Below are 18,197 nucleotides of genomic sequence, written 5' to 3'. Positions count from 1 at the left end.
ATATTCGTGAAAAGCATCAATGATCTGGTCGCATCGGCGAAAACCGTCTGCGATCGATACCGGGCCGGGCGGATGGAGCGCGAGACCGTGCGGGAATGGGTTCTCGGACTTGGCGCCTATCCGCCGCCGCATGGAGATCGGGTGCGGGAAGCAGCGGAATGGTTCCGGCTGCACAATCGTGAGCCTGTTTCCGAAGACATCGTGCTGGTGGACATCGACCGACTTGCAGCGATTGCGGCGCCGTGATCCCGGGGGTGCTGGCGCTGTTTTGCGGCTGCCTCGCCGCCTCGATCCGGACTGGCGCAATTACGCCGTTACTAGGCGGCGTAGGACCAATCACGATCGCGCGCCTTATGCATAATACCCTCATCGCAGCGTCCATGCGGAGCGGTCTGGGGGTCTGCTGTTTCGGCAAATGTGACACCCCTACCGCTGACATGGCTCCTGCATCTCACGCGCGAAGCGTACGTCAAGCGCGGTTAGGTCATTTTAATTCGTGCGATAAATAGAAGGAACAGCACGTGGCAGCATTTCCGGAAAAGGCAAAGGTCGTCATCATCGGGCTCGGCGGTATCGTCGGCGCCTCCATCGCGCATCATCTCGTCGAGCGCGGATGGGACGATATCGTCGGCATCGATAAGTCGGGCATCCCGACAGATATCGGCTCGACAGCCCATGCCTCGGACTTCTGTTACACCACGAGCCACGACTATCTGTCGGTCTGGACCACGCAATATTCGATCGATTTCTACGAGAAGATGGGCCATTACGCCCGCATCGGCGGCCTCGAAGTGGCGCGCACCGGCGACGATACCTGGATGGAGGAAATCAAGCGCAAGCTTTCCTCGGCACGCGCTTTCGGCACTCGCGCCCATTATGTCAGCCCTTCCGAGATCAAGGAGAAGTTCCCGCTGATCGAGGAAGATCAGGTGATGGGCGGCCTTTACGATCCGGATGCCGGCCTCGTCATTCCGCGCTCGCAGACCGTTGCCGGCAAGCTGGTCGATGCCGCCGAAAAGGCCGGCAAGCTCAAGGTGTTCGGCAACACGCCGGCCAAGTCGCTGATCGTTGAAGGCGGCCGCATCAAGGGCGTCGTCACTCACCGCGGCACGATCATGGCCGACCACGTCATCGTCTGTGCCGGCCTCTGGGGGCGCCTGATCGCGGAGATGGTCGGCGAAGACCTGCCGGTCATGCCGGTCGACCACCCGCTCACCTTCTTCGGTCCGTATAACGAGTTTGAAGGCACCGGCAAGGAAATCGGCTTCCCGTTGCTGCGCGACCAGGGCAACTCCGCCTATATGCGCGATACCGGCGACCCGGCGACGACGGAGGGCGGTCAGATCGAGTGGGGCTATTACGAAGCCACCAATCCGCGGATGTGCCATCCGCGCGATCTTCTCGAAAAACACGAAGCCCGCCTTTCGCCCTCGCAGCGTGACCTCGAGATGGAACAGATCATCGAGCCGCTCGAGCGCGCCATGGAACTGACGCCGATCCTCGGTGAACTCGGCTATAACGAGGGTCATTCCTTCAACGGCCTGCTGCAGGTTTCCGCCGGCGGCGGCGCATCCTGCGGCGAGAGCCAGAAGGTGCGCGGTCTCTGGTATTGCGTTGCCATCTGGGTCAAGGACGGCCCGGGCTATGGCAAGCTGATCGCCGACTGGATGACCGATGGCCGTACTGAAATCGATCACAACAGCATCGACTACGCCCGCTTCTATCCGCATCAGTTGACGGAAGAGTTCATCGAGGGCCGCTGCTACGAAGCCGCCCAGAAGATCTACTTCCCGGCTGTTCACACCCGCGAACCCTATGCATCCGGCCGAAACGCCAAGCGCTCGCCCTTCTACGAGCGCGAAAAGGAGCTTGGCGGCTACTTCATGGAACTTGGCGGCTGGGAGCGTGCGCACGGCTACGCCGCCAACGAGCACCTTCTGGAAAAATACGCCGACCGCGTGCCGGTTCGCGAGAATGAATGGGACAGCCGCCATTTCTGGCGCGTGTCGAATGCCGAGCATCTGGCGATGAGCGAGGATTGCGGCATCGTCAATCTCAGCCACTTCCACATGGTCGATATCGAGGGACCTGACCATGTCGAACTGATGGAATGGCTGTGCGCCGCCAAGGTCGGCGGCGACGCAAACATCGGCAAGGGCATTTACACCCACTTCCTCGACGACGAAGGCATGGTGCGCGCCGACTTCACCGTCTTCCGCTTGGCCGATCGCTGCCGCCTCGTCAACGGCGCCGACGCCGGCCCACGCGACCTGCACTATATGAAGCGGGTCGCCGAAGACCGCGGCCTTGACGTGGTCATCACCGACGTCTCGGAAAAATTCGTGACGATCGGCATCTGGGGTCCGAACGCGCGCGACACGCTGAAGAAGGCCGTGGCCGATCCGGCCGGGCTCGATCAGGAAAACTTCGCCTTTGCGGCGATCAAGCCGATCGAAATCGCGGGTAAGCCCGTCACCGCCTTCCGTATCTCCTATGTCGGCGAGCAGGGCTGGGAATTGCACATGAAGTACGAAGACGGCCTCGCCGTCTGGGATGCGCTGCGCGCGACCGGCGTGATGGCTTTCGGCGTCGAAACCTATGCAAACTCGCGCCGCATGGAAAAGAGCCTGCGCCTGCAGAACGCCGACCTCCTGACTCAGTACAACCTGATCGAAGCCGATCTCGCCCGTCCGAAGGTCAAGGAAGCCGGTTTCCGCGGCAAGGCAAAACATCTGGAATACAAGGCGCGCGAGCACCAGCCGGCCATGCTCTGCACGCTTGTGATGACCGAGAATACCGACAAGTCAGGCGTGAAGCGTTATCCCGTCGGCAACATGCCGGTCGTCGATCCCGCCACGGGAGAGGTTCTGGTCGACGAGCTTGGCCGTCGGTCCTACACGACCTCGGTCGCCTACGGCCCAACGGTCGGAAAGAACATTGCCTTGGCCTATTTACCCTGGTCGCATTGCCAGGTCGGACGCAGGCTGAATGTCGAGTATTTTGCCGAGACTTATCCGGTGGAGGTTGTCGGCGTTGGGTACAAGCCGATTTATGACCCGGAAAATCTGAAGCCGCGCACCTAAGCACTCAAGCACTTGTGGCGCTGCAAGCACGTGGCGCCACAAACATGAGGTTGAGCCGCTTGGCCGGGGATCAGGCTGAAGCCTGCGTGGAATTTCACTGAAGCGCTATATGCCGTCATCGCTATCGGCGTCGGCGGCAGCGTCAGGCGCGCGGCTCGGAATGAACCGCTTCGAGATCAACCAGCAGCCGAGCGCCCATAAAGCCCCGGCACACCATCCGGCGAAGACGTCCGTTGGGTAATGGACACCGAGATAGATCCGGCTCAAACCGATGATCACGGCAAGGAAGACGCCGGCGCCCATGGCAAAAATCCGCGTAGACCGGTATCGCTGTGTCCGCGCCAGCAGCGCCCCAAGCGTCAGATAGGTCACCGCCGAGACCATGGCATGTCCGCTTGGAAAGCTGAGATCGCTCACTTCGACCAGATGCGGCACGATATCGGGGCGCGGCCGGGCGACAAGAATCTTCAAGAGCGTGCTCGCCAGCCAGCCGGTCAGCACCGAGGAAAAGACGAAGATCGCGATCGGCCAGCGCCGGTCGAGCAGAAGATAGACGGTGACGAGAACCGTCATCAGCGAGAGAACGGTGATGCCGCCGAGGCTGGTGATATCGTCGACGGCATGCGTCAGCCAGCCAGGCCCGATCGGCACGGCAAGTTCGCCCGGCCGTCGCAAAGCCAGCAGGATCGCCTCGTCGAAGCGGAATGTCTCGCCCTCCAGGACTTCACTCGTCAATCGCTGGAGCACAAACAGCCCACCCGCGACGGATGCCAGCATAATCAGCGTCAGCGGCTCATAGGCGGTAAGCCGTGTCAAAAATCCGCGTCGTTGAACCTCGGACATGCCTGTCATCAAACTCCGTTCACATGTTGTCGACCCCCGCCAGATTGGCAATGCAAACCCAGGATTCAAGGCCTTGCGGCATACAAAGACACTCGCGAGGGTGGCCGCCGCCTGATCTGGACATGCTTAGTAGCAAAAGCTCAACCTTCTTTTGCTATCGCTGGAGCCTATTGCGTTGGAGGTGATTTCGGCGATGAAAATTCCGACAGTGGTGGTTCTGATGGCGGCCCTCCTGCAGCCGGTCTCAGCCTTCGGCGAGACCGAATGGATCGGCGGCGCGAGACAATGGTCGGTCGGTTTCGCCAACGAGAGCCCGCATCCCTATTGCCGCCTGTTGTGGGACAGCGAGATCGGCAAGACCATGGAATTCCGCCAGAGCGCGACCGAGACGTTCTGGCTGGTCGCAAAGACCACATGGGACATTCCGGCCGGCACCAAGACCGAGGTGACGCTGACCGATCGTACGGCGACGAAAGTCATCGCTGCCGATTTCTTCGACAAGAACACGCTTCGCCTCTGGGGTCCGGCCAGCAAGGGGAGCGCCGGACTGAAGAAGATCATCAAGAATTCCTTTGCCGGAATGCCTGACGTACAGATCAGCTTTGCCGGTGACGAAGGCGACTGGACACTGCCGCTCTCGCGGGTGGAGCAACTCTACCCGACCTTCGTCCAATGCCTCAAACGTCTCGAGGCCGGCGAAAAGCCAAAGCAGAATTCCGAAACCCAGCCGTTCTGAGACCGACTATAGTGGCGGCGCCGTATTGCGGATCAGGCTGCGGACAGCCTCGATATCGCCGTTGAGCGGCCGATCGTCGCCATAATGGGAAACATGTTGCCGCACTGCCTTGTAGACAAGGTCTGTGCCTGCCGCCCGCGGCGCGGTGGCCGCCAGGACATCATGCGCCTGGGCAGCCGCCATCAATTCGATCGCCAGGATATATTCGGCGTTGTCGATGACGGTGAGCAGCTTGCCGGCGGCGGCCGTCGGATGCGCGAGAAAATCCTCCTGCAGGCCGGAGGTCAGTCCGCCGTCCATGGCCGCGGGTGCGGCAAGGCGGCGGTTCTCGTTGCTGAGTGCGGCAGCGGTATATTGGGCGATCATGAAGCCGGAATGGCTGCCGGCGTCGCTGGCGAGGAAGGGCGGCAGGCCGCTCACCAGCGGATTGACGAGCCGATCCATGCGCCGTTCGCTGATCGCGCCGATCTGTGCGAGCGCAATCGCCAGGCTATCGGCCGCCTGCCCGAGCGCCGGGGCAACGGCATGCGCCTCGGAGGAGACGACCGGGTGTTCCGGCGTGCCTGAGACAGCAGGATTGTCCGTCACCGATGCAAGTTCCTGATCGACGACGCGGGCGGAATTGTCGAAGACGTCGCGGGCGGCGCCATGCGCATGCGGCACCGAACGAAGGCTGAGCGCATCCTGCGTGCGCCGGCCGAAAGCGGCGGCGACAAGGCCGCTGCCCTGAAGCCGCGCGCGCAGGGTCGCTCCGACTTTCTCTATGCCAGCCGATGGGCGCAGCGCCAGCACGGCCGCATCGAAGGCGGCGATCTGGCAGCCTGCCGCTTCCAACGTCAGCGCTGCGATCGCATCGGCCCAGTCGAGCAGCCGTTCGGCGCGGGAAAGCGCGACAGTGGTCAGGCCGGTGGCGCAAGCGGTGCCGTTGACAAGGCTCAAGCCCTCCTTGGCGCCGAGCACCAGCGGTTCGAGGCCGATCGCGGCAAGCGCCTCGCGACCGCTCATGCGCCGGCCGCCCAGTTGAGCGCTGCCTTCGCCGATCAGAACAAGGGCAATATGGGCGTTGTGGACGAGATAACCGGCAGAGCCCTTGGATGGCACATCGGGAATGCAATCATGTTCCAGCAGGGCCGCAAGATGCTCGACGATCTCGCGCCGCACGCCGGAATGACCATGAGCGAAATTGGCAATTTGTGCTGCGATGATGGCGCGCACCTCGCGGGCGGCCAGCAATGGGCCGACGCCGCAGGCGTGGCTGAGCACGATGCTGCGCGACAACAGGCTCTGCGAGGCGCGATCGACCACCGTATCAGCCAGTGCCCCGACGCCGGTATTGACGCCATAGGCGCGCACCCCCGTCTCGACGATGCGCGCAACGATGCGGCTTGCCTGCTCGACGCGCGCTGAGGCGGCGGGCGACAGCGCAAGCGCCTCCCCTGCCCCGACGCGCGCGACATCGCGCCAGGTCAGCACTTTATCGATGGTGATCGTCATTGACCGCTTCCGAAGTGGCCGATGAACTGGCGGAAAGCGGGTGTGGCGCCACTGGTAAACATTTCGTCCGGCTTGCCGCTGCTTTCGATCAGCCCTTCGCGCATGAAGACGACGCGGTTCGAGACGTTGCGGGCAAAGCTCATCTCGTGGGTGACGACCAGCATGGTCATGCCTTCCTCGGCCAGCGCGCGCATGACGCGCAACACCTCGCCGACAAGCTCCGGATCAAGCGCCGAAGTCGGCTCGTCGAACAGCATCACCTTCGGCTTCATCGCCAGCGCGCGGGCAATCGCCGCACGCTGCTGCTGGCCGCCGGAAAGATGGGCCGGATAGGCATGACGTTTATCGGCGATGCCGACCTTTTCGAGCAGCGCTTCGGCCTCGGCGATGCAGTCGGCGCGCGGCCGCTTCAGCACATGGATCGGACCCTCGATAACGTTCTGCAGAATCGTCATATGGGACCAGAGATTGAAGGACTGGAACACCATGCCGAGCTCGGAGCGGATATGGTCCACCTGCTTCTGGCTGGCCGGCTTGCTCCGCCCGTTCTTGTGCACCATGCGGATCTCCTCGCCGTCGACCCAGATCTCACCGTCGCTTGCGGTTTCGAGCATGTTGATGCAGCGCAGAAAGGTCGATTTGCCGGAGCCGGAGGCGCCGAGCAGCGAAATCACATCGCCGTCTTCCGCATCGAGGGAAATGCCGCGCAAGACCTCGTGCGTGCCGAAGCTCTTGCGGATATTGCGGACCGATAGTCGGGTTACGCCTGGCATGAGTGCTCCAATCGGGTCAAAAGCCGCTCACGCCTTCAGCGCCTGCGGGGCCGCGCGGCGGTGTCGGGACAGCGAATATTCAAGCAGAGCCATGCCCTGCAGGATGATGAAGTTGAGGACGAGATAGATGATCGCCGCACAGAGAAAGACTTCCATCGTGCGGTAGGTCTGCGAGATCAGCCGCTGGGCGACGCCGGTGACCTCCCAGACGGTGACGAGGCTTGCGAGCGCCGTCGATTTCATCATCAGCACGATCTCGGTGGAATAGGCCGGCAGCGCGTGGCGAAAGGCGATCGGCGCCAGGATACGACGGACCAGCAGGAAGCCGGACATGCCGATCGAGCGCGCCGCTTCGATCTCCTTCGGCGAGACGGCGCGAATGCCGCCGCGGAAGATCTCCGCCGTATAGCCGGCGGTGCAGAGCGCCAGCGACAGCACGGCGCAGACCATCGGCTCGCGCAGGAATGGCCAGAGGAAGGAATAGCGGATGAAGCCGAACTGGCCGAGGCCGTAGAACACCAGGAACATCTGGATCAGCAGCGGCGAGCCGCGGAAGATGAAGATGTAACCCTTGGCGAAGCTCGTAAGCACCGGGTTGCCGCTGGTGCGCATCCAGACGATGACGAGCGCCAGCAGGCCACCTGTGACGATCGACAGCGAAAACAGGATGAGCGTCGTCGGTACGGCCTTGAGCAGGGTGACCATGGTCGAGGCGATGAAGGTGAAATCCATTGTCGCCTCCTTACGCCTGGCCCATGGCGGATGCCGGCATGCTGCGATTGGCGCGGCGCTCCGCCCCGTTGAAGATGCGGTCCGAAAGGCTGGTCAGGAGCAGATACAGGCAGCCGCCGGCGATGAAGAACAGGAAATATTGCCTGGTCGAGCCTGCCGCCACCTGGCTGGTGCGCATCAGCTCGGCAAGCCCGGTGACGGAGATCAGTGCCGAATCCTTGAGACTGAGCTGCCAGACGTTACCGAGGCCGGGAATGGCGAGGCGAAACACCTGCGGCATGATGATGCGGCGAAGGCGCATGCCGCGATGCATGCCGATCGCCGAGGCGGCTTCGAGCTCGCCCTTGGAGATGGCAAGGAAGGCACCGCGGAACACCTCCGCCTGGTAGGAGCCGGAGATGATGCCGACGGCAAGCGCGCCTGCGATAAAGGAGGGCAAGCCGAGGAAACCCTCGTAGCCCATCGCCTGGCCGATCGCGGTGACGGCCGAGGAGCCGCCGAAATAGATGAGATAGATGATCAGGAGTTCGGGCACGCCGCGAAACACGGTCGTATAGACGTTGCCGAGCGAAACGAGGATAAGATTGCCGGAGAGTTTCGCCGCCGCGACGATCGCGCCGAGCACCGCGCCGATCGCCAGCGCCGTGGCCGTGACGGCCAGCGTCATCAAGGCGGCGGCAATGAGCAGCGCGCCCCATCCCGTCGAGCCGAAGCCAAGCAGTTCCAAACTTGCCATATCGTCCGTTCCCCGTCCGTGGCAGTGTTTTGCGGATTGACACCAGAGCATGATGCCGAAAAGTGTCAGCGGTTTTCGGACGACATCATGCTCTAACTCTTTTATTTAGAACAGGATTCAGATTTTAGGCCGATCCGGCCTAAAATCATCCTGTTCGAGCATGCCGTCTCCGGCGATAAAGCCGGAGACCAGTGTCTGCGGCCGAAAGACCCAAACGCTTATTCCTGCGGGCTGACGTCCATCTTGAACCACTTCATCGACAGGGTCTTGACCGTGCCGTCGGCAAGCGTCGACTTGATCGCCTCGTTGAACTTGTCGCGCAGGTCGGTATCGGCCTTGCGCAGGCCGAGACCTTCACCCTCGCCCCAGATCGAGCCAGCGATCTCTGGGCCGGTGAAGGCGAGCGTGTCGTTGGCGGCCTTAAACGCGTTGGCGAAATAGACGGCATCATCGAAGCCGAGGTCGATACGGCCGTTCTGCAGGTCGAGGTCGCGATCAGCGCCGGTCTTGTATTCCCGGATCTCGGCGATGTCGCCGAAATTGTCATAGACGAACTTGGCGTAGACGGTGGCCGCCTGAATGCCGATCGTCTTGCCCTTGAAGACTTCCTTCAGCGCGTCGATCTCCTTCACGCCGGTCTGGCCGGGCGTCATCTTGATCGTGGCGCCGGTGCCGGCGGCGTTCGCCAGCGGGCTGTCCTTGGCGGCGGCGAAGGCGGCGGGCGTGGCGGCATAGGGAATGGTGAAGTCGATGATCTTCTTGCGCTCTTCGGTAATCGATAGCGCATCCATGATGACGTCGAACTTGCCGGCGTTGAGCGCCGGGATCATCCCGTCCCAGTCGGAGGCTACGAGCGTGCATTCGATCTTGGCGCGTTCGCACAGCACCTTGGCGAGTTCCGGCTCGAAGCCGCCGAGCGTGCCGTCGGCATTGGTGAGGTTCCAGGGCGCATAGGCGCCTTCGAGTGTAATAGTCGCCTTCGTCCAGTCCTTGGAAAAGGCAGGCGCGGCGAAGGCGGAAAAAGCCGCCACGCCACAAAGCAGGATTGCGCTGAATTTCATTTGTGAATTCTCCTCTGGAGTTGAAACAGACCTTGCGGCACCACGGCCGATCTTCGCCGGCTTGCCCTTTCTTGTCCTATTTTTCTCAAAGGACCGATTGGGAGGTTGTATATGGTACCATATGAGATATTTTGTGATATGCAAGAGGGAAAGTCGAATTATGTGGCGAATTCCATTCGTGCAAAAGGAATAGGCAATGAAACGTCCCGGCGAGATGAAGCGCGAACTGGCGGAAAATGACAGCACCCCGCTCTATGCCGGCGTCAAGCAGGTGATCCTCGACCGCATCCAGAGCGGCGAGTGGCCGCCGAAATACCGCGTGCCCTCGGAAAACGAGCTGGTCGTCGAACTCGGCGTCAGCAAGATGACCGCCAACCGGGCGCTGCGCGAACTCGCCAACGAGGGCGAACTCATCCGCATCCAGGGCGTCGGCTCCTTCGTCGCCGAGCGCAAGGGTTATTCGGCACTGTTCGAAGTCCGCAACATCGCCGAGGAAATCGCCGAACGCGGCCATGTCCATGAGGCCGCTGTCGTCGTTCTCGCCCAGGAAACCGCCTCTCCCGAGGTTGCCGATGCGCTCGAATTGCCGATCGGCGCGGCGGTTTTCCACTCGCTGATCGTCCACAGCGAAAACGGCGTTCCAGTGCAGATCGAGGACCGCTTCGTCCATCCGGAAGCCGCCCCAGAATATCTCGCTCAGGATTTTTCGACGCTGACGCCGAACGCCTATCTGACGGCCGCCGCCCCGCTCAGCGGCTCCGAGCATGTCGTCGAGGCGGCGATGCCGCAGGCCTGGGAATGCAAGCTCTTGACCATCATGAAGACCGAGCCGTGCCTGACGATCCGCCGGCGCACATGGTCGGCAAAGCAGGTGGTCTCGACCGCCCGTCTCGTCTATCCCGGCCACCGCTACCGGCTCGAAGCGCGCAGTGGCAAGATGTTCGAGGAATAAAAACACTGCCCATGTTGTATATGGAACATGGGCACTTATTGGGATGCCGGCGTGAAACGGGCCACCAATGCATGACGATCGCCCGGATAGGTGAAGCGCACATGCGTCACCGGGCCGGCGCCGCTCCAGGTGCGGCGTTCGACCACGAGGCAGGCGGTATTGCGCGCTATATCGAGGACGGCGGCCACTTCGGCATTGGCGGAGACGGCATGGATGCGGTGTTCGGCCGTGCTCCACGGCACCTGGTTGAGCAGCCACGGACCCGGCGCCATCGTCAGGAAATCGGCATCGGCGGCTTCAGGAACCGTCGCAAGGCTGATCAGCCGCTCCTCCAGACAGAAGGGCCGCATGCCGGCATTGTGAATGCAGACGACCTCGACGACCGATGAGGCGACCGGCAGTTCCAGCCTTCGACTGTCATCCGCCTTGGCTTTGCGGCTGGTCTTCTTCAAAACCGCATAGGAATAGGGCAGGTTCAGCGACTGCACCTCGGCCTTGATATCGTGGATTTCGAGAATGGCCGATTGCGCCTGCGGCTGGGTGACGAAGCTGCCGGACTTCTTGCGGCGCTCGATAAGGCCGGCCTTGGCGAGCTGGGTCAGCACCTTGTTCACCGTCATGCGCGAGCAGTCATACTGCGTGGCGAGATCGACCTCGAAGGGAATGCGGTGCCCCGGCGGCCAATCGCCCGAGACGATACGACCCTCGATGTCGCTGAGGATGCGCTGATGCAAGGTGGGATCCCTGCTTTGGTTCATCGACACGTTCCGATTGGTCTCCCGCTCTAATTCGAATGTCCGGATAGGAAAAGCTCTTTTTCAGGCGGCCAGCAATTCACCCATGACAGCCAGAAAACGCCGGTCGATGGCGTCGCGCTTGAGATGGCGACCGCCCTTAACCTGCTTGCGGCCGCGGGCCCAGACGCAATCGACGGAAATGCCGCCTGCAAACAGCCAGTGATCGAGGATCTGGTCGCCCGTGAGGTAGGGAATGGCCGTGGCATCGAGCGAAACAATATCGGCGTGATGGCCCTCGACGAGGCCTGCCGGTGCTTTCAATGCGGCACCGCCGCCGGCAAGCGCTTGGCTGAATAGCGAAAGCGCCGTCGAACCGCCGGGTGCTGCGACGACGTTGCGGGCGCGAAGCGCCAGGCGCTGCGAATATTCGAGCTGGCGCAGTTCCTCCGGCACAGAGATCAACACGTTGGAATCCGAACCGATACCGTAACGCCCGCCCTCTTCGAGAAAGAGCGGCGCGGCAAAAGCGCCGTCGCCGAGATTGGCTTCGGTGATTGGGCAGAGGCCGGCGATCGCGCCGCTTTTCGCCATCCGCCGCGTTTCGTCCTCGGTCATGTGCGTCGCATGGATCAGGCACCAGCGCTCATCCACAGGCGCATGATCGAGGAGCCATTCCACTGGCCGCGCGCCGGACCAGGCGATGCAGTCCTCGACCTCCTTCACCTGCTCGGCGACATGAATATGGATGGGACCGTCGCCCGCCATCGGCACGAGCCGTGTGAGCTCGTCCGGGGTTGCGGCGCGCAGGCTGTGCGGCGCCAGCCCGAGCTCGGCGCCATCGAGCCGGCCGGTCACTGCCCGGCATCCCTCCATCAGCCTTTCGAAGCGTTCGAGCGAATTGATGAAACGCCGCTGGCCGTCGATGGGGGCAGCTCCGCCGAAACCGGAATGGGCATAAAAGACCGGCAGCAGCGTCAGGCCAATACCGGTCTCTTCGCTTGCCGCGCCGATGCGTTCAGCAAGCTCGGCGATATTGGCGTAAGTGCCGCCATCCCTGTCGTGGTGGAGATAGTGGAACTCGCCGACGCGGGAAAAACCGGCCTCCAGCATTTCCGCATAAAGCTTGGCCGCGACCGCCTCGACATGCTCCGGCGTCATCGCCAGGGCAAATTTATACATCACCGTGCGCCAGCTCCAGAAGCTGTCATTTGCCGGGCCGCGCACTTCCGCAAGGCCGGCCATCGCCCGCTGGAAGGCATGGCTGTGCAGGTTCGCCATGGCGGGAAGGAGGAGAGCGTGGCGTTCATCGCCGGGTTCGGGAGCAGTGCCGATTTCGACCCGCGCGATGCGCCCGGCTTCAAGCGTCAGCCGCACATCCTTCTGCCAGCCTTGCGGCGTAAGCGCCGTGTCTGCGTGAAGTGTGGTCATGACCTTCCCTCTCCTCTTGCCGTGCCGCCGATCTTTCTTTTCCAGAAAAGCGCACAACATTTCTCTTGTCACCTGTCGATTATGTATATACATGTTTTGGCATAAGGAAAGGCGCAAAGCTGATGACCGGGAACATTTTTTCAGAGGAAACCTCGTCCGCAAAAGCCCGCCCAGTGCTTTGGCGCAATGCGCGGCTGGCCACGCTGGCGCCGACGCAAGCAGGGCTTGGTATCGTCGAAAAGGGCGCCGTGCTGATCGAAAACGGCCGCATCACCTTTGCCGGCGCCGAAAGCGACCTGCCGGCATCGGCCATCGAACATTCCGACATTGTCGATCTCGAAGGCCGCTGGGTAACGCCCGGTCTCGTCGACTGCCACACCCATATCGTTCACGGCGGCAACCGCGCCCGCGAGTTCGAAATGCGCCTTGCAGGCGCGACCTATGAGGAGGTCGCACGCGCCGGCGGCGGCATCGTCTCTTCGGTGAAGGCGACCAATGCGCTGTCGGTCGAGGAGCTTGTCGCCGAGGCTCTGCCGCGGCTCGACACGCTGCTTGCCGAAGGCGTGACCACGATCGAGATCAAATCCGGCTACGGGCTGAACCGGACCGGTGAAGTGAAGATGCTGCAGAGCGCCCGCCTGCTCGGCCATATCCGTCCGGTCCGCGTCGCCACCAGCTATCTCGGCGCGCATGCGACACCTGTGGAATATAAGGGTCGCAACGGCGATTATCTCGATGATGTCGTGCTGCCCGGTCTCGACGACATGCATGGCCTCGGTCTTGCCGATGCCGTCGACGGCTTCTGCGAGGGCATCGCTTTTTCCACGACCGAGATCGCCCGCGTCTTCGACAAGGCCAAAGCGCTTGGCCTGCCGGTCAAGCTGCATGCCGAGCAGCTCTCCAATCTCGGCGGCGCCAGGCTCGCCGCATCCTATGACGCACTTTCAGCCGATCACCTCGAATATCTCGACGAAGATGGCGTTGCGGCGATGGCCGCAGCCGGCACCGTCGCCGTGCTCCTGCCCGGCGCCTTCTACGCCATCCATGAAAAGCAGAAGCCGCCGGTAGAGGCGCTGCGACGGGCAGGCGTGCCGATCGCGATCGCCACCGATTGCAATCCCGGCACCTCGCCGCTCACCTCGATGCTGCTCACCATGAACATGTCGGCGACGCTTTTCGGCCTCACCGTCGAGGAATGCGTCGCCGGCGCCACCCGCGAAGGCGCCCGCGCGCTCGGTCTGCTCGACAAGACAGGAACGCTCGAACCCGGCAAATCCGCCGATCTCGCCATCTGGAATATCGAAAGCCTCGCCGAGCTCGTCTACCGCATCGGCTTCAATCCGCTTCACACACGCGTCTTCAAGGGCGAAAGGAACGGCCGATGACCATCACGCTCCACCCGGGCTCCGTCTCGCTCAACGATTTGGAAATCATCTACTGGACCGGTGTGCCGGCAAGGCTCGATCCCGCTTTCGACGCCGGTATCGCCAAGGCCGCCGCCCGCATCGCCGAGATCGCTGCCGGCAATGCGCCGGTCTACGGCATCAATACCGGCTTCGGCAAACTCGCCTCGATCAAGATCGACAGCGCCGATGTGACAACTTTGCAGCGCAACCTCATTCTGTCGCATTGCTGCGGCGTCGGCGGGCCGCTGCCTGAGAATATCGTGCGGCTGATCATGGCACTGAAGCTGGTCTCGCTCGGGCGCGGCGCCTCCGGCGTGCGGCTGGAGCTGGTGCGGCTGATCGAAGGCATGCTGGAAAAGGGCGTCATCCCGCTGATTCCGGAAAAGGGCTCGGTCGGCGCCTCCGGCGATCTTGCGCCCCTTGCCCATATGGCGGCGGTGATGATGGGCGAGGCCGAAGCCTTCTTCGCCGGCGAACGCCTCTCGGGCGCTGAAGCCCTCGAAAGGGCCGGCCTCAAACCAGTGGTGCTCGCCGCCAAGGAGGGCCTGGCGCTGATCAACGGCACCCAGACCTCGACGGCGCTTGCGCTCGCCGGCCTCTTCCGCGCCCATCGCGCCGCGCAGGCGGCCCTGATCACCGGCGCGATGTCCACCGACGCCGCCATGGGCTCTTCGGCGCCCTTTCATCCGGATATTCACACATTGCGTGGCCATAGGGGCCAGATCGACACGGCGGCCGCGCTTCGCGCCCTGCTCGAAAACTCGATCATTCGCCAGAGCCATATCGAGGGCGACGAGCGTGTGCAGGATCCCTATTGCATCCGCTGCCAGCCGCAGGTCGACGGCGCCTGCCTCGATCTGTTGCGCTCGGTTGCCCGCACGCTCGAGATCGAGGCCAATGCGGTCACCGACAATCCGCTGGTGCTGTCGGACAATTCCGTTGTCTCCGGCGGCAATTTCCACGCCGAACCCGTCGCCTTCGCCGCCGACCAGATCGCGCTCGCCGTCTGCGAGATCGGCGCGATTTCGCAGCGCCGGATCGCACTGCTGGTCGATCCCACCCTCTCCTACGGGCTGCCGGCCTTTCTCGCTAAGAAGCCGGGCCTGAACTCCGGCCTGATGATCGCCGAGGTCACCTCGGCGGCGCTGATGTCGGAAAACAAGCAGATGTCGCATCCGGCCTCGGTCGATTCAACGCCGACCTCGGCCAACCAGGAAGATCACGTCTCGATGGCCTGCCACGGCGCCCGCCGCCTGCTCGGCATGACCGAGAACCTGTTCGGCATCATCGGCATCGAGGCGCTGACTGCCGCCCAAGGCGTCGAACTGCGCGCGCCGCTGTCGACCAGCCCGGAACTCGGCAGGGCGATCGCCACGATCCGCACCAAAGTTCCGAGCCTCGACGTTGACCGCTATATGGCAAACGACCTCGCCGCCGCCGCCGACCTGGTGGCGACGGGCGCGCTGAACGCCTCGGTTTCGAATGGTATTCTGCCGGTTCTGGAGGGTTGATCGTGATGGTTCTGCACTTGGTACCCCCCTCTGCCCTGCCGGGCATCTCCCCCACAAGGGGGGAGATCGACTCGCAGATGGAATCTCCCCAGACAATTGATGTTGGAACAAGCGGGTCCGCCCAGCTGATCTCCCCCCTTGTGGGGGAGATGTCCGGCAGGGCAGAGGGGGGTAACGCCCCAAACGCCGGAGCGCTCTGCCCATGACCACCCCATACGAAATAACGCGGGGCACCTCCCCCATCATCCTCGGCTTCCCCCATACCGGCACCGACGTGCCACCTGAGATCGCCGACCGCCTCAACGACAACGGCCGCATCCTCGCCGACACCGACTGGCACATCCACCACCTCTACGACGGCCTGCTCGACAATGTCACGGTGGTGCGCGCCACCTTCCACCGCTACGTGATCGACGCCAACCGCGATCCCCAAGGCGTCAGCCTCTATCCCGGCCAGAACACCACCGGCCTCGTTCCCCAGACGGATTTCGACGGCAAGGCGATCTGGAAGGATGGGCAGGCGCCTGATGAGGCCGACATCGCGGCGCGGCTGCGGGACTTTCATGCCCCCTATCATGCCGCCCTTGCCGCCGAGATCGAGCGCGTGAGAGCAATCCATGGCGTCGCAATCCTCTACGACTGCCACTCGATCCGGTCGCACATTCCCTTTCTCTTCGAAGGCAAGCTGCCGGATTTCAATATCGGCACCGATATGGGCAAGACCTGCGACAGCGCGATCGAGCAGGCGACGCTGACCGTCGTCGAAGCCGCCGAAGGCTACGACGGCGTGCTCAATGGCCGCTTCAAGGGCGGCTGGACGACACGCCACTATGGTCGGCCCGACACTGGTGTGCACGCGATCCAGATGGAGCTCGCACAATCGACCCATCTCCAGACCGAGACTGCGCCCTTTGCCTACGACGCCGCCAAGGCAGGCAAACTTCGCGTTCATCTCAAAAACATTCTGGTGCGCATCGAACAGATTGCGCCAGGCCTGAAACGATAACGATCTCTCGACAGGGGAACCGCCATGAACAATCCACGCCACAATATCCGCGAAATCCGCGCACCCCGCGGCAACGATCTCAATGCCAAGAGCTGGATGACCGAAGCGCCGCTGCGCATGCTGATGAACAATCTCGACCCCGACGTCGCCGAAAATCCGAACGAGCTCGTCGTCTACGGCGGCATCGGCCGCGCCGCCCGCACCTGGGAGGATTTCGACCGCATCGTCGCAACGCTGAAGACGTTGACGGAAGAAGAAACGCTGGTCGTCCAATCCGGCAAGCCGGTCGGCGTATTCCGCACCCACAAGGATGCGCCGCGGGTGCTGATCGCCAATTCCAACCTCGTACCGCACTGGGCGACCTGGGATCATTTCAACGAGCTGGATAAGAAGGGCCTTGCCATGTACGGCCAGATGACGGCCGGCTCGTGGATCTATATCGGCACGCAGGGCATCGTCCAGGGCACCTACGAGACCTTCGTCGAGGCCGGCCGCCAGCATTACGGCGGCGATCTCAAGGGCAAATGGATCCTGACCGGCGGCCTCGGCGGCATGGGCGGCGCCCAGCCGCTCGCCGCAGTCATGGCGGGCGCCTGCTGCCTCGCCGTCGAATGCAATCCCGACTCGATCGATTTCCGCCTGCGGACCCGCTATGTCGACGCCAAGGCCGAGACGCTCGATGAAGCGCTTGAGATGATCGACCGCTGGACCAAGGCCGGCGAGGCGAAATCCGTCGGCCTGCTCGGCAATGCCGCCGAAATCCTGCCGGAGATGGTCCGCCGCGGCATCCGCCCCGATATCGTCACCGACCAGACCTCGGCGCACGACCCGATCAACGGCTACCTGCCGAAGGGCTGGACGATGGCCGAATGGAAGGCGAAGCGCGAAAGCGATCCGAAGGCTGTGGAAAAAGCGGCGCGCGCCTCGATGCGTGAACATGTCGAAGCGATGATCGCCTTCTGGAATGCCGGCGTGCCGACGCTCGATTACGGCAACAATATCCGTCAGGTCGCCAAGGACGAAGGCCTCGAAAACGCCTTCGCCTTCCCGGGCTTCGTGCCGGCCTATATCCGCCCGCTGTTTTGCCGCGGCATCGGCCCCTTCCGCTGGGCAACCCTTTCCGGCAACCCGGAGGATATCTACAAGACCGATGCCAAGGTGAAGGAATTGCTCCCTGACAACAAGCATCTGCACCATTGGCTCGACATGGCCAGGGAGCGCATCGCCTTTCAGGGCCTGCCGGCGCGCATCTGCTGGGTAGGCTTGGGCGACCGCCACAAGCTCGGTCTCGCCTTCAACGAGATGGTGAGAACAGGCGAACTCTCCGCCCCGATCGTCATCGGCCGCGACCATCTGGACTCCGGCTCCGTCGCTTCGCCGAACCGCGAGACCGAAGCGATGAAGGACGGCTCCGACGCCGTTTCCGACTGGCCGCTGCTCAATGCCCTGCTCAACACCGCCTCCGGCGCCACCTGGGTGTCGCTGCATCACGGCGGCGGCGTCGGCATGGGCTTCTCGCAGCATTCGGGCATGGTCATCTGCGCCGATGGCACGGACGATGCCGCAAGACGCCTCGAGCGCGTGCTCTGGAACGACCCGGCGACCGGCGTCATGCGCCACGCCGATGCCGGTTACGAGATCGCCATCGACTGCGCCAAAGAAAAGGGCCTGCGCCTGCCCGGCATTCTCGGGAACTGAG

General features: G+C 62.9%; 17 protein-coding genes. 9 read left to right on the top strand and 8 right to left on the bottom strand.

Going from position 1 to position 18,197, the window contains the following annotated elements; all coding sequences use genetic code 11:
- Positions 1–6: 6 nt before the first annotated feature.
- From B5P46_RS15380 to B5P46_RS15370, 3 genes are read left to right on the top strand one after another with little or no spacing between them, the layout of a single operon-like run.
- Positions 7–246, top strand: coding sequence for a hypothetical protein (locus B5P46_RS15380; RefSeq protein ID WP_017957896.1), 240 nt, complete (start codon positions 7–9; stop codon positions 244–246).
- The gene (locus B5P46_RS15375) at positions 243–509 is read left to right on the top strand and encodes a hypothetical protein (protein WP_129419403.1); all 267 of its coding nucleotides are present in this window, start codon (positions 243–245) and stop codon (positions 507–509) included. Before B5P46_RS15380 ends, B5P46_RS15375 begins: the two co-directional genes overlap by 4 nt.
- A gap of 12 nt (positions 510–521) precedes the next feature.
- The gene (locus B5P46_RS15370) at positions 522–3,083 is read left to right on the top strand and encodes a GcvT family protein (RefSeq protein ID WP_129419402.1); all 2,562 of its coding nucleotides are present in this window, start codon (positions 522–524) and stop codon (positions 3,081–3,083) included.
- 105 nt (positions 3,084–3,188) lie between these two features.
- Here B5P46_RS15370 and B5P46_RS15365 read toward each other — a convergent pair whose 3' ends face one another.
- Positions 3,189–3,926 (bottom strand): phosphatase PAP2 family protein, encoded by a 738-nt coding sequence (locus B5P46_RS15365; protein WP_129419401.1) that lies wholly within the window; start codon positions 3,924–3,926, stop codon positions 3,189–3,191.
- 193 nt (positions 3,927–4,119) lie between these two features.
- Here B5P46_RS15365 and B5P46_RS15360 point away from each other — a divergent pair, with 193 nt between their 5' ends.
- Positions 4,120–4,662 (top strand): hypothetical protein, encoded by a 543-nt coding sequence (locus tag B5P46_RS15360; RefSeq protein WP_129419400.1) that lies wholly within the window; start codon positions 4,120–4,122, stop codon positions 4,660–4,662.
- 6 nt (positions 4,663–4,668) lie between these two features.
- On the opposite strand, the gene B5P46_RS15355 is transcribed toward B5P46_RS15360, so the two are convergent.
- The 5 genes from B5P46_RS15355 to B5P46_RS15335 form a co-directional block, all read right to left on the bottom strand.
- A complete protein-coding gene (locus tag B5P46_RS15355; RefSeq protein WP_129419399.1) occupies positions 4,669–6,156 on the bottom strand; it encodes an HAL/PAL/TAL family ammonia-lyase in 1,488 nt (495 codons plus the stop codon).
- Positions 6,153–6,929, bottom strand: a complete 777-nt coding sequence (locus B5P46_RS15350; RefSeq protein WP_129419398.1) for an ABC transporter ATP-binding protein — start codon at positions 6,927–6,929, stop codon at positions 6,153–6,155. The genes B5P46_RS15355 and B5P46_RS15350 overlap by 4 nt, the downstream gene beginning before the upstream one ends.
- Positions 6,930–6,956: 27 nt before the next feature.
- The gene (locus B5P46_RS15345; RefSeq protein ID WP_129419397.1) at positions 6,957–7,661 is read right to left on the bottom strand and encodes an ABC transporter permease; all 705 of its coding nucleotides are present in this window, start codon (positions 7,659–7,661) and stop codon (positions 6,957–6,959) included.
- 10 nt (positions 7,662–7,671) lie between these two features.
- Entirely contained in the window at positions 7,672–8,397 is a 726-nt protein-coding gene (locus B5P46_RS15340; protein WP_129419396.1) for an ABC transporter permease, read from the bottom strand.
- Between the two features lie 218 nt (positions 8,398–8,615).
- On the bottom strand, positions 8,616–9,458 hold the full coding sequence (locus tag B5P46_RS15335) for a transporter substrate-binding domain-containing protein (RefSeq protein WP_129419395.1): 843 nt from the start codon (positions 9,456–9,458) through the stop codon (positions 8,616–8,618).
- Between the two features lie 196 nt (positions 9,459–9,654).
- Here B5P46_RS15335 and hutC (B5P46_RS15330) point away from each other — a divergent pair, with 196 nt between their 5' ends.
- Positions 9,655–10,410 carry a histidine utilization repressor gene (gene hutC, locus B5P46_RS15330; protein WP_011654961.1) on the top strand — a complete coding sequence of 252 codons (756 nt, stop codon included), beginning with the start codon at positions 9,655–9,657 and terminating at the stop codon, positions 10,408–10,410.
- 35 nt (positions 10,411–10,445) lie between these two features.
- Here the strand turns inward: hutC (B5P46_RS15330) and hutC (B5P46_RS15325) are convergent, their stop codons facing one another.
- Complete coding sequence (gene hutC, locus B5P46_RS15325) at positions 10,446–11,168, bottom strand: histidine utilization repressor (RefSeq protein ID WP_129419394.1); 723 nt, start codon at positions 11,166–11,168, stop codon at positions 10,446–10,448.
- A 60-nt stretch (positions 11,169–11,228) separates the two neighbouring features.
- Positions 11,229–12,575, bottom strand: coding sequence for a formimidoylglutamate deiminase (locus B5P46_RS15320; protein ID WP_129419393.1), 1,347 nt, complete (start codon positions 12,573–12,575; stop codon positions 11,229–11,231).
- A gap of 122 nt (positions 12,576–12,697) precedes the next feature.
- Between B5P46_RS15320 and hutI the strand changes: the two genes are divergently transcribed.
- The 4 genes from hutI to hutU all read left to right on the top strand — a co-directional run bounded on the left by hutI (position 12,698) and on the right by hutU (position 18,196).
- Positions 12,698–13,960, top strand: coding sequence for an imidazolonepropionase (gene hutI, locus B5P46_RS15315; protein WP_129419392.1), 1,263 nt, complete (start codon positions 12,698–12,700; stop codon positions 13,958–13,960).
- On the top strand, positions 13,957–15,492 hold the full coding sequence (hutH, locus tag B5P46_RS15310; RefSeq protein ID WP_129419391.1) for a histidine ammonia-lyase: 1,536 nt from the start codon (positions 13,957–13,959) through the stop codon (positions 15,490–15,492). The genes hutI and hutH overlap by 4 nt, the downstream gene beginning before the upstream one ends.
- Positions 15,493–15,694: 202 nt before the next feature.
- Positions 15,695–16,498: an N-formylglutamate deformylase gene (gene hutG, locus B5P46_RS15300; RefSeq protein WP_129419390.1), complete on the top strand. Its 804-nt coding sequence runs from the start codon at positions 15,695–15,697 to the stop codon at positions 16,496–16,498.
- A 24-nt stretch (positions 16,499–16,522) separates the two neighbouring features.
- Complete coding sequence (gene hutU, locus B5P46_RS15295) at positions 16,523–18,196, top strand: urocanate hydratase (protein ID WP_129419389.1); 1,674 nt, start codon at positions 16,523–16,525, stop codon at positions 18,194–18,196.
- Position 18,197: the final 1 nt, after the last annotated feature.

The sequence above is a fragment of the Rhizobium leguminosarum genome, assembly GCF_004123835.1.
GTDB classification, from domain to species: Bacteria; Pseudomonadota; Alphaproteobacteria; order Rhizobiales; family Rhizobiaceae; genus Rhizobium; species Rhizobium leguminosarum_M.
The sequence above is the reverse complement of the archived record's forward strand: the minus strand, read 5'-3'. Positions and strand labels throughout refer to the sequence as shown.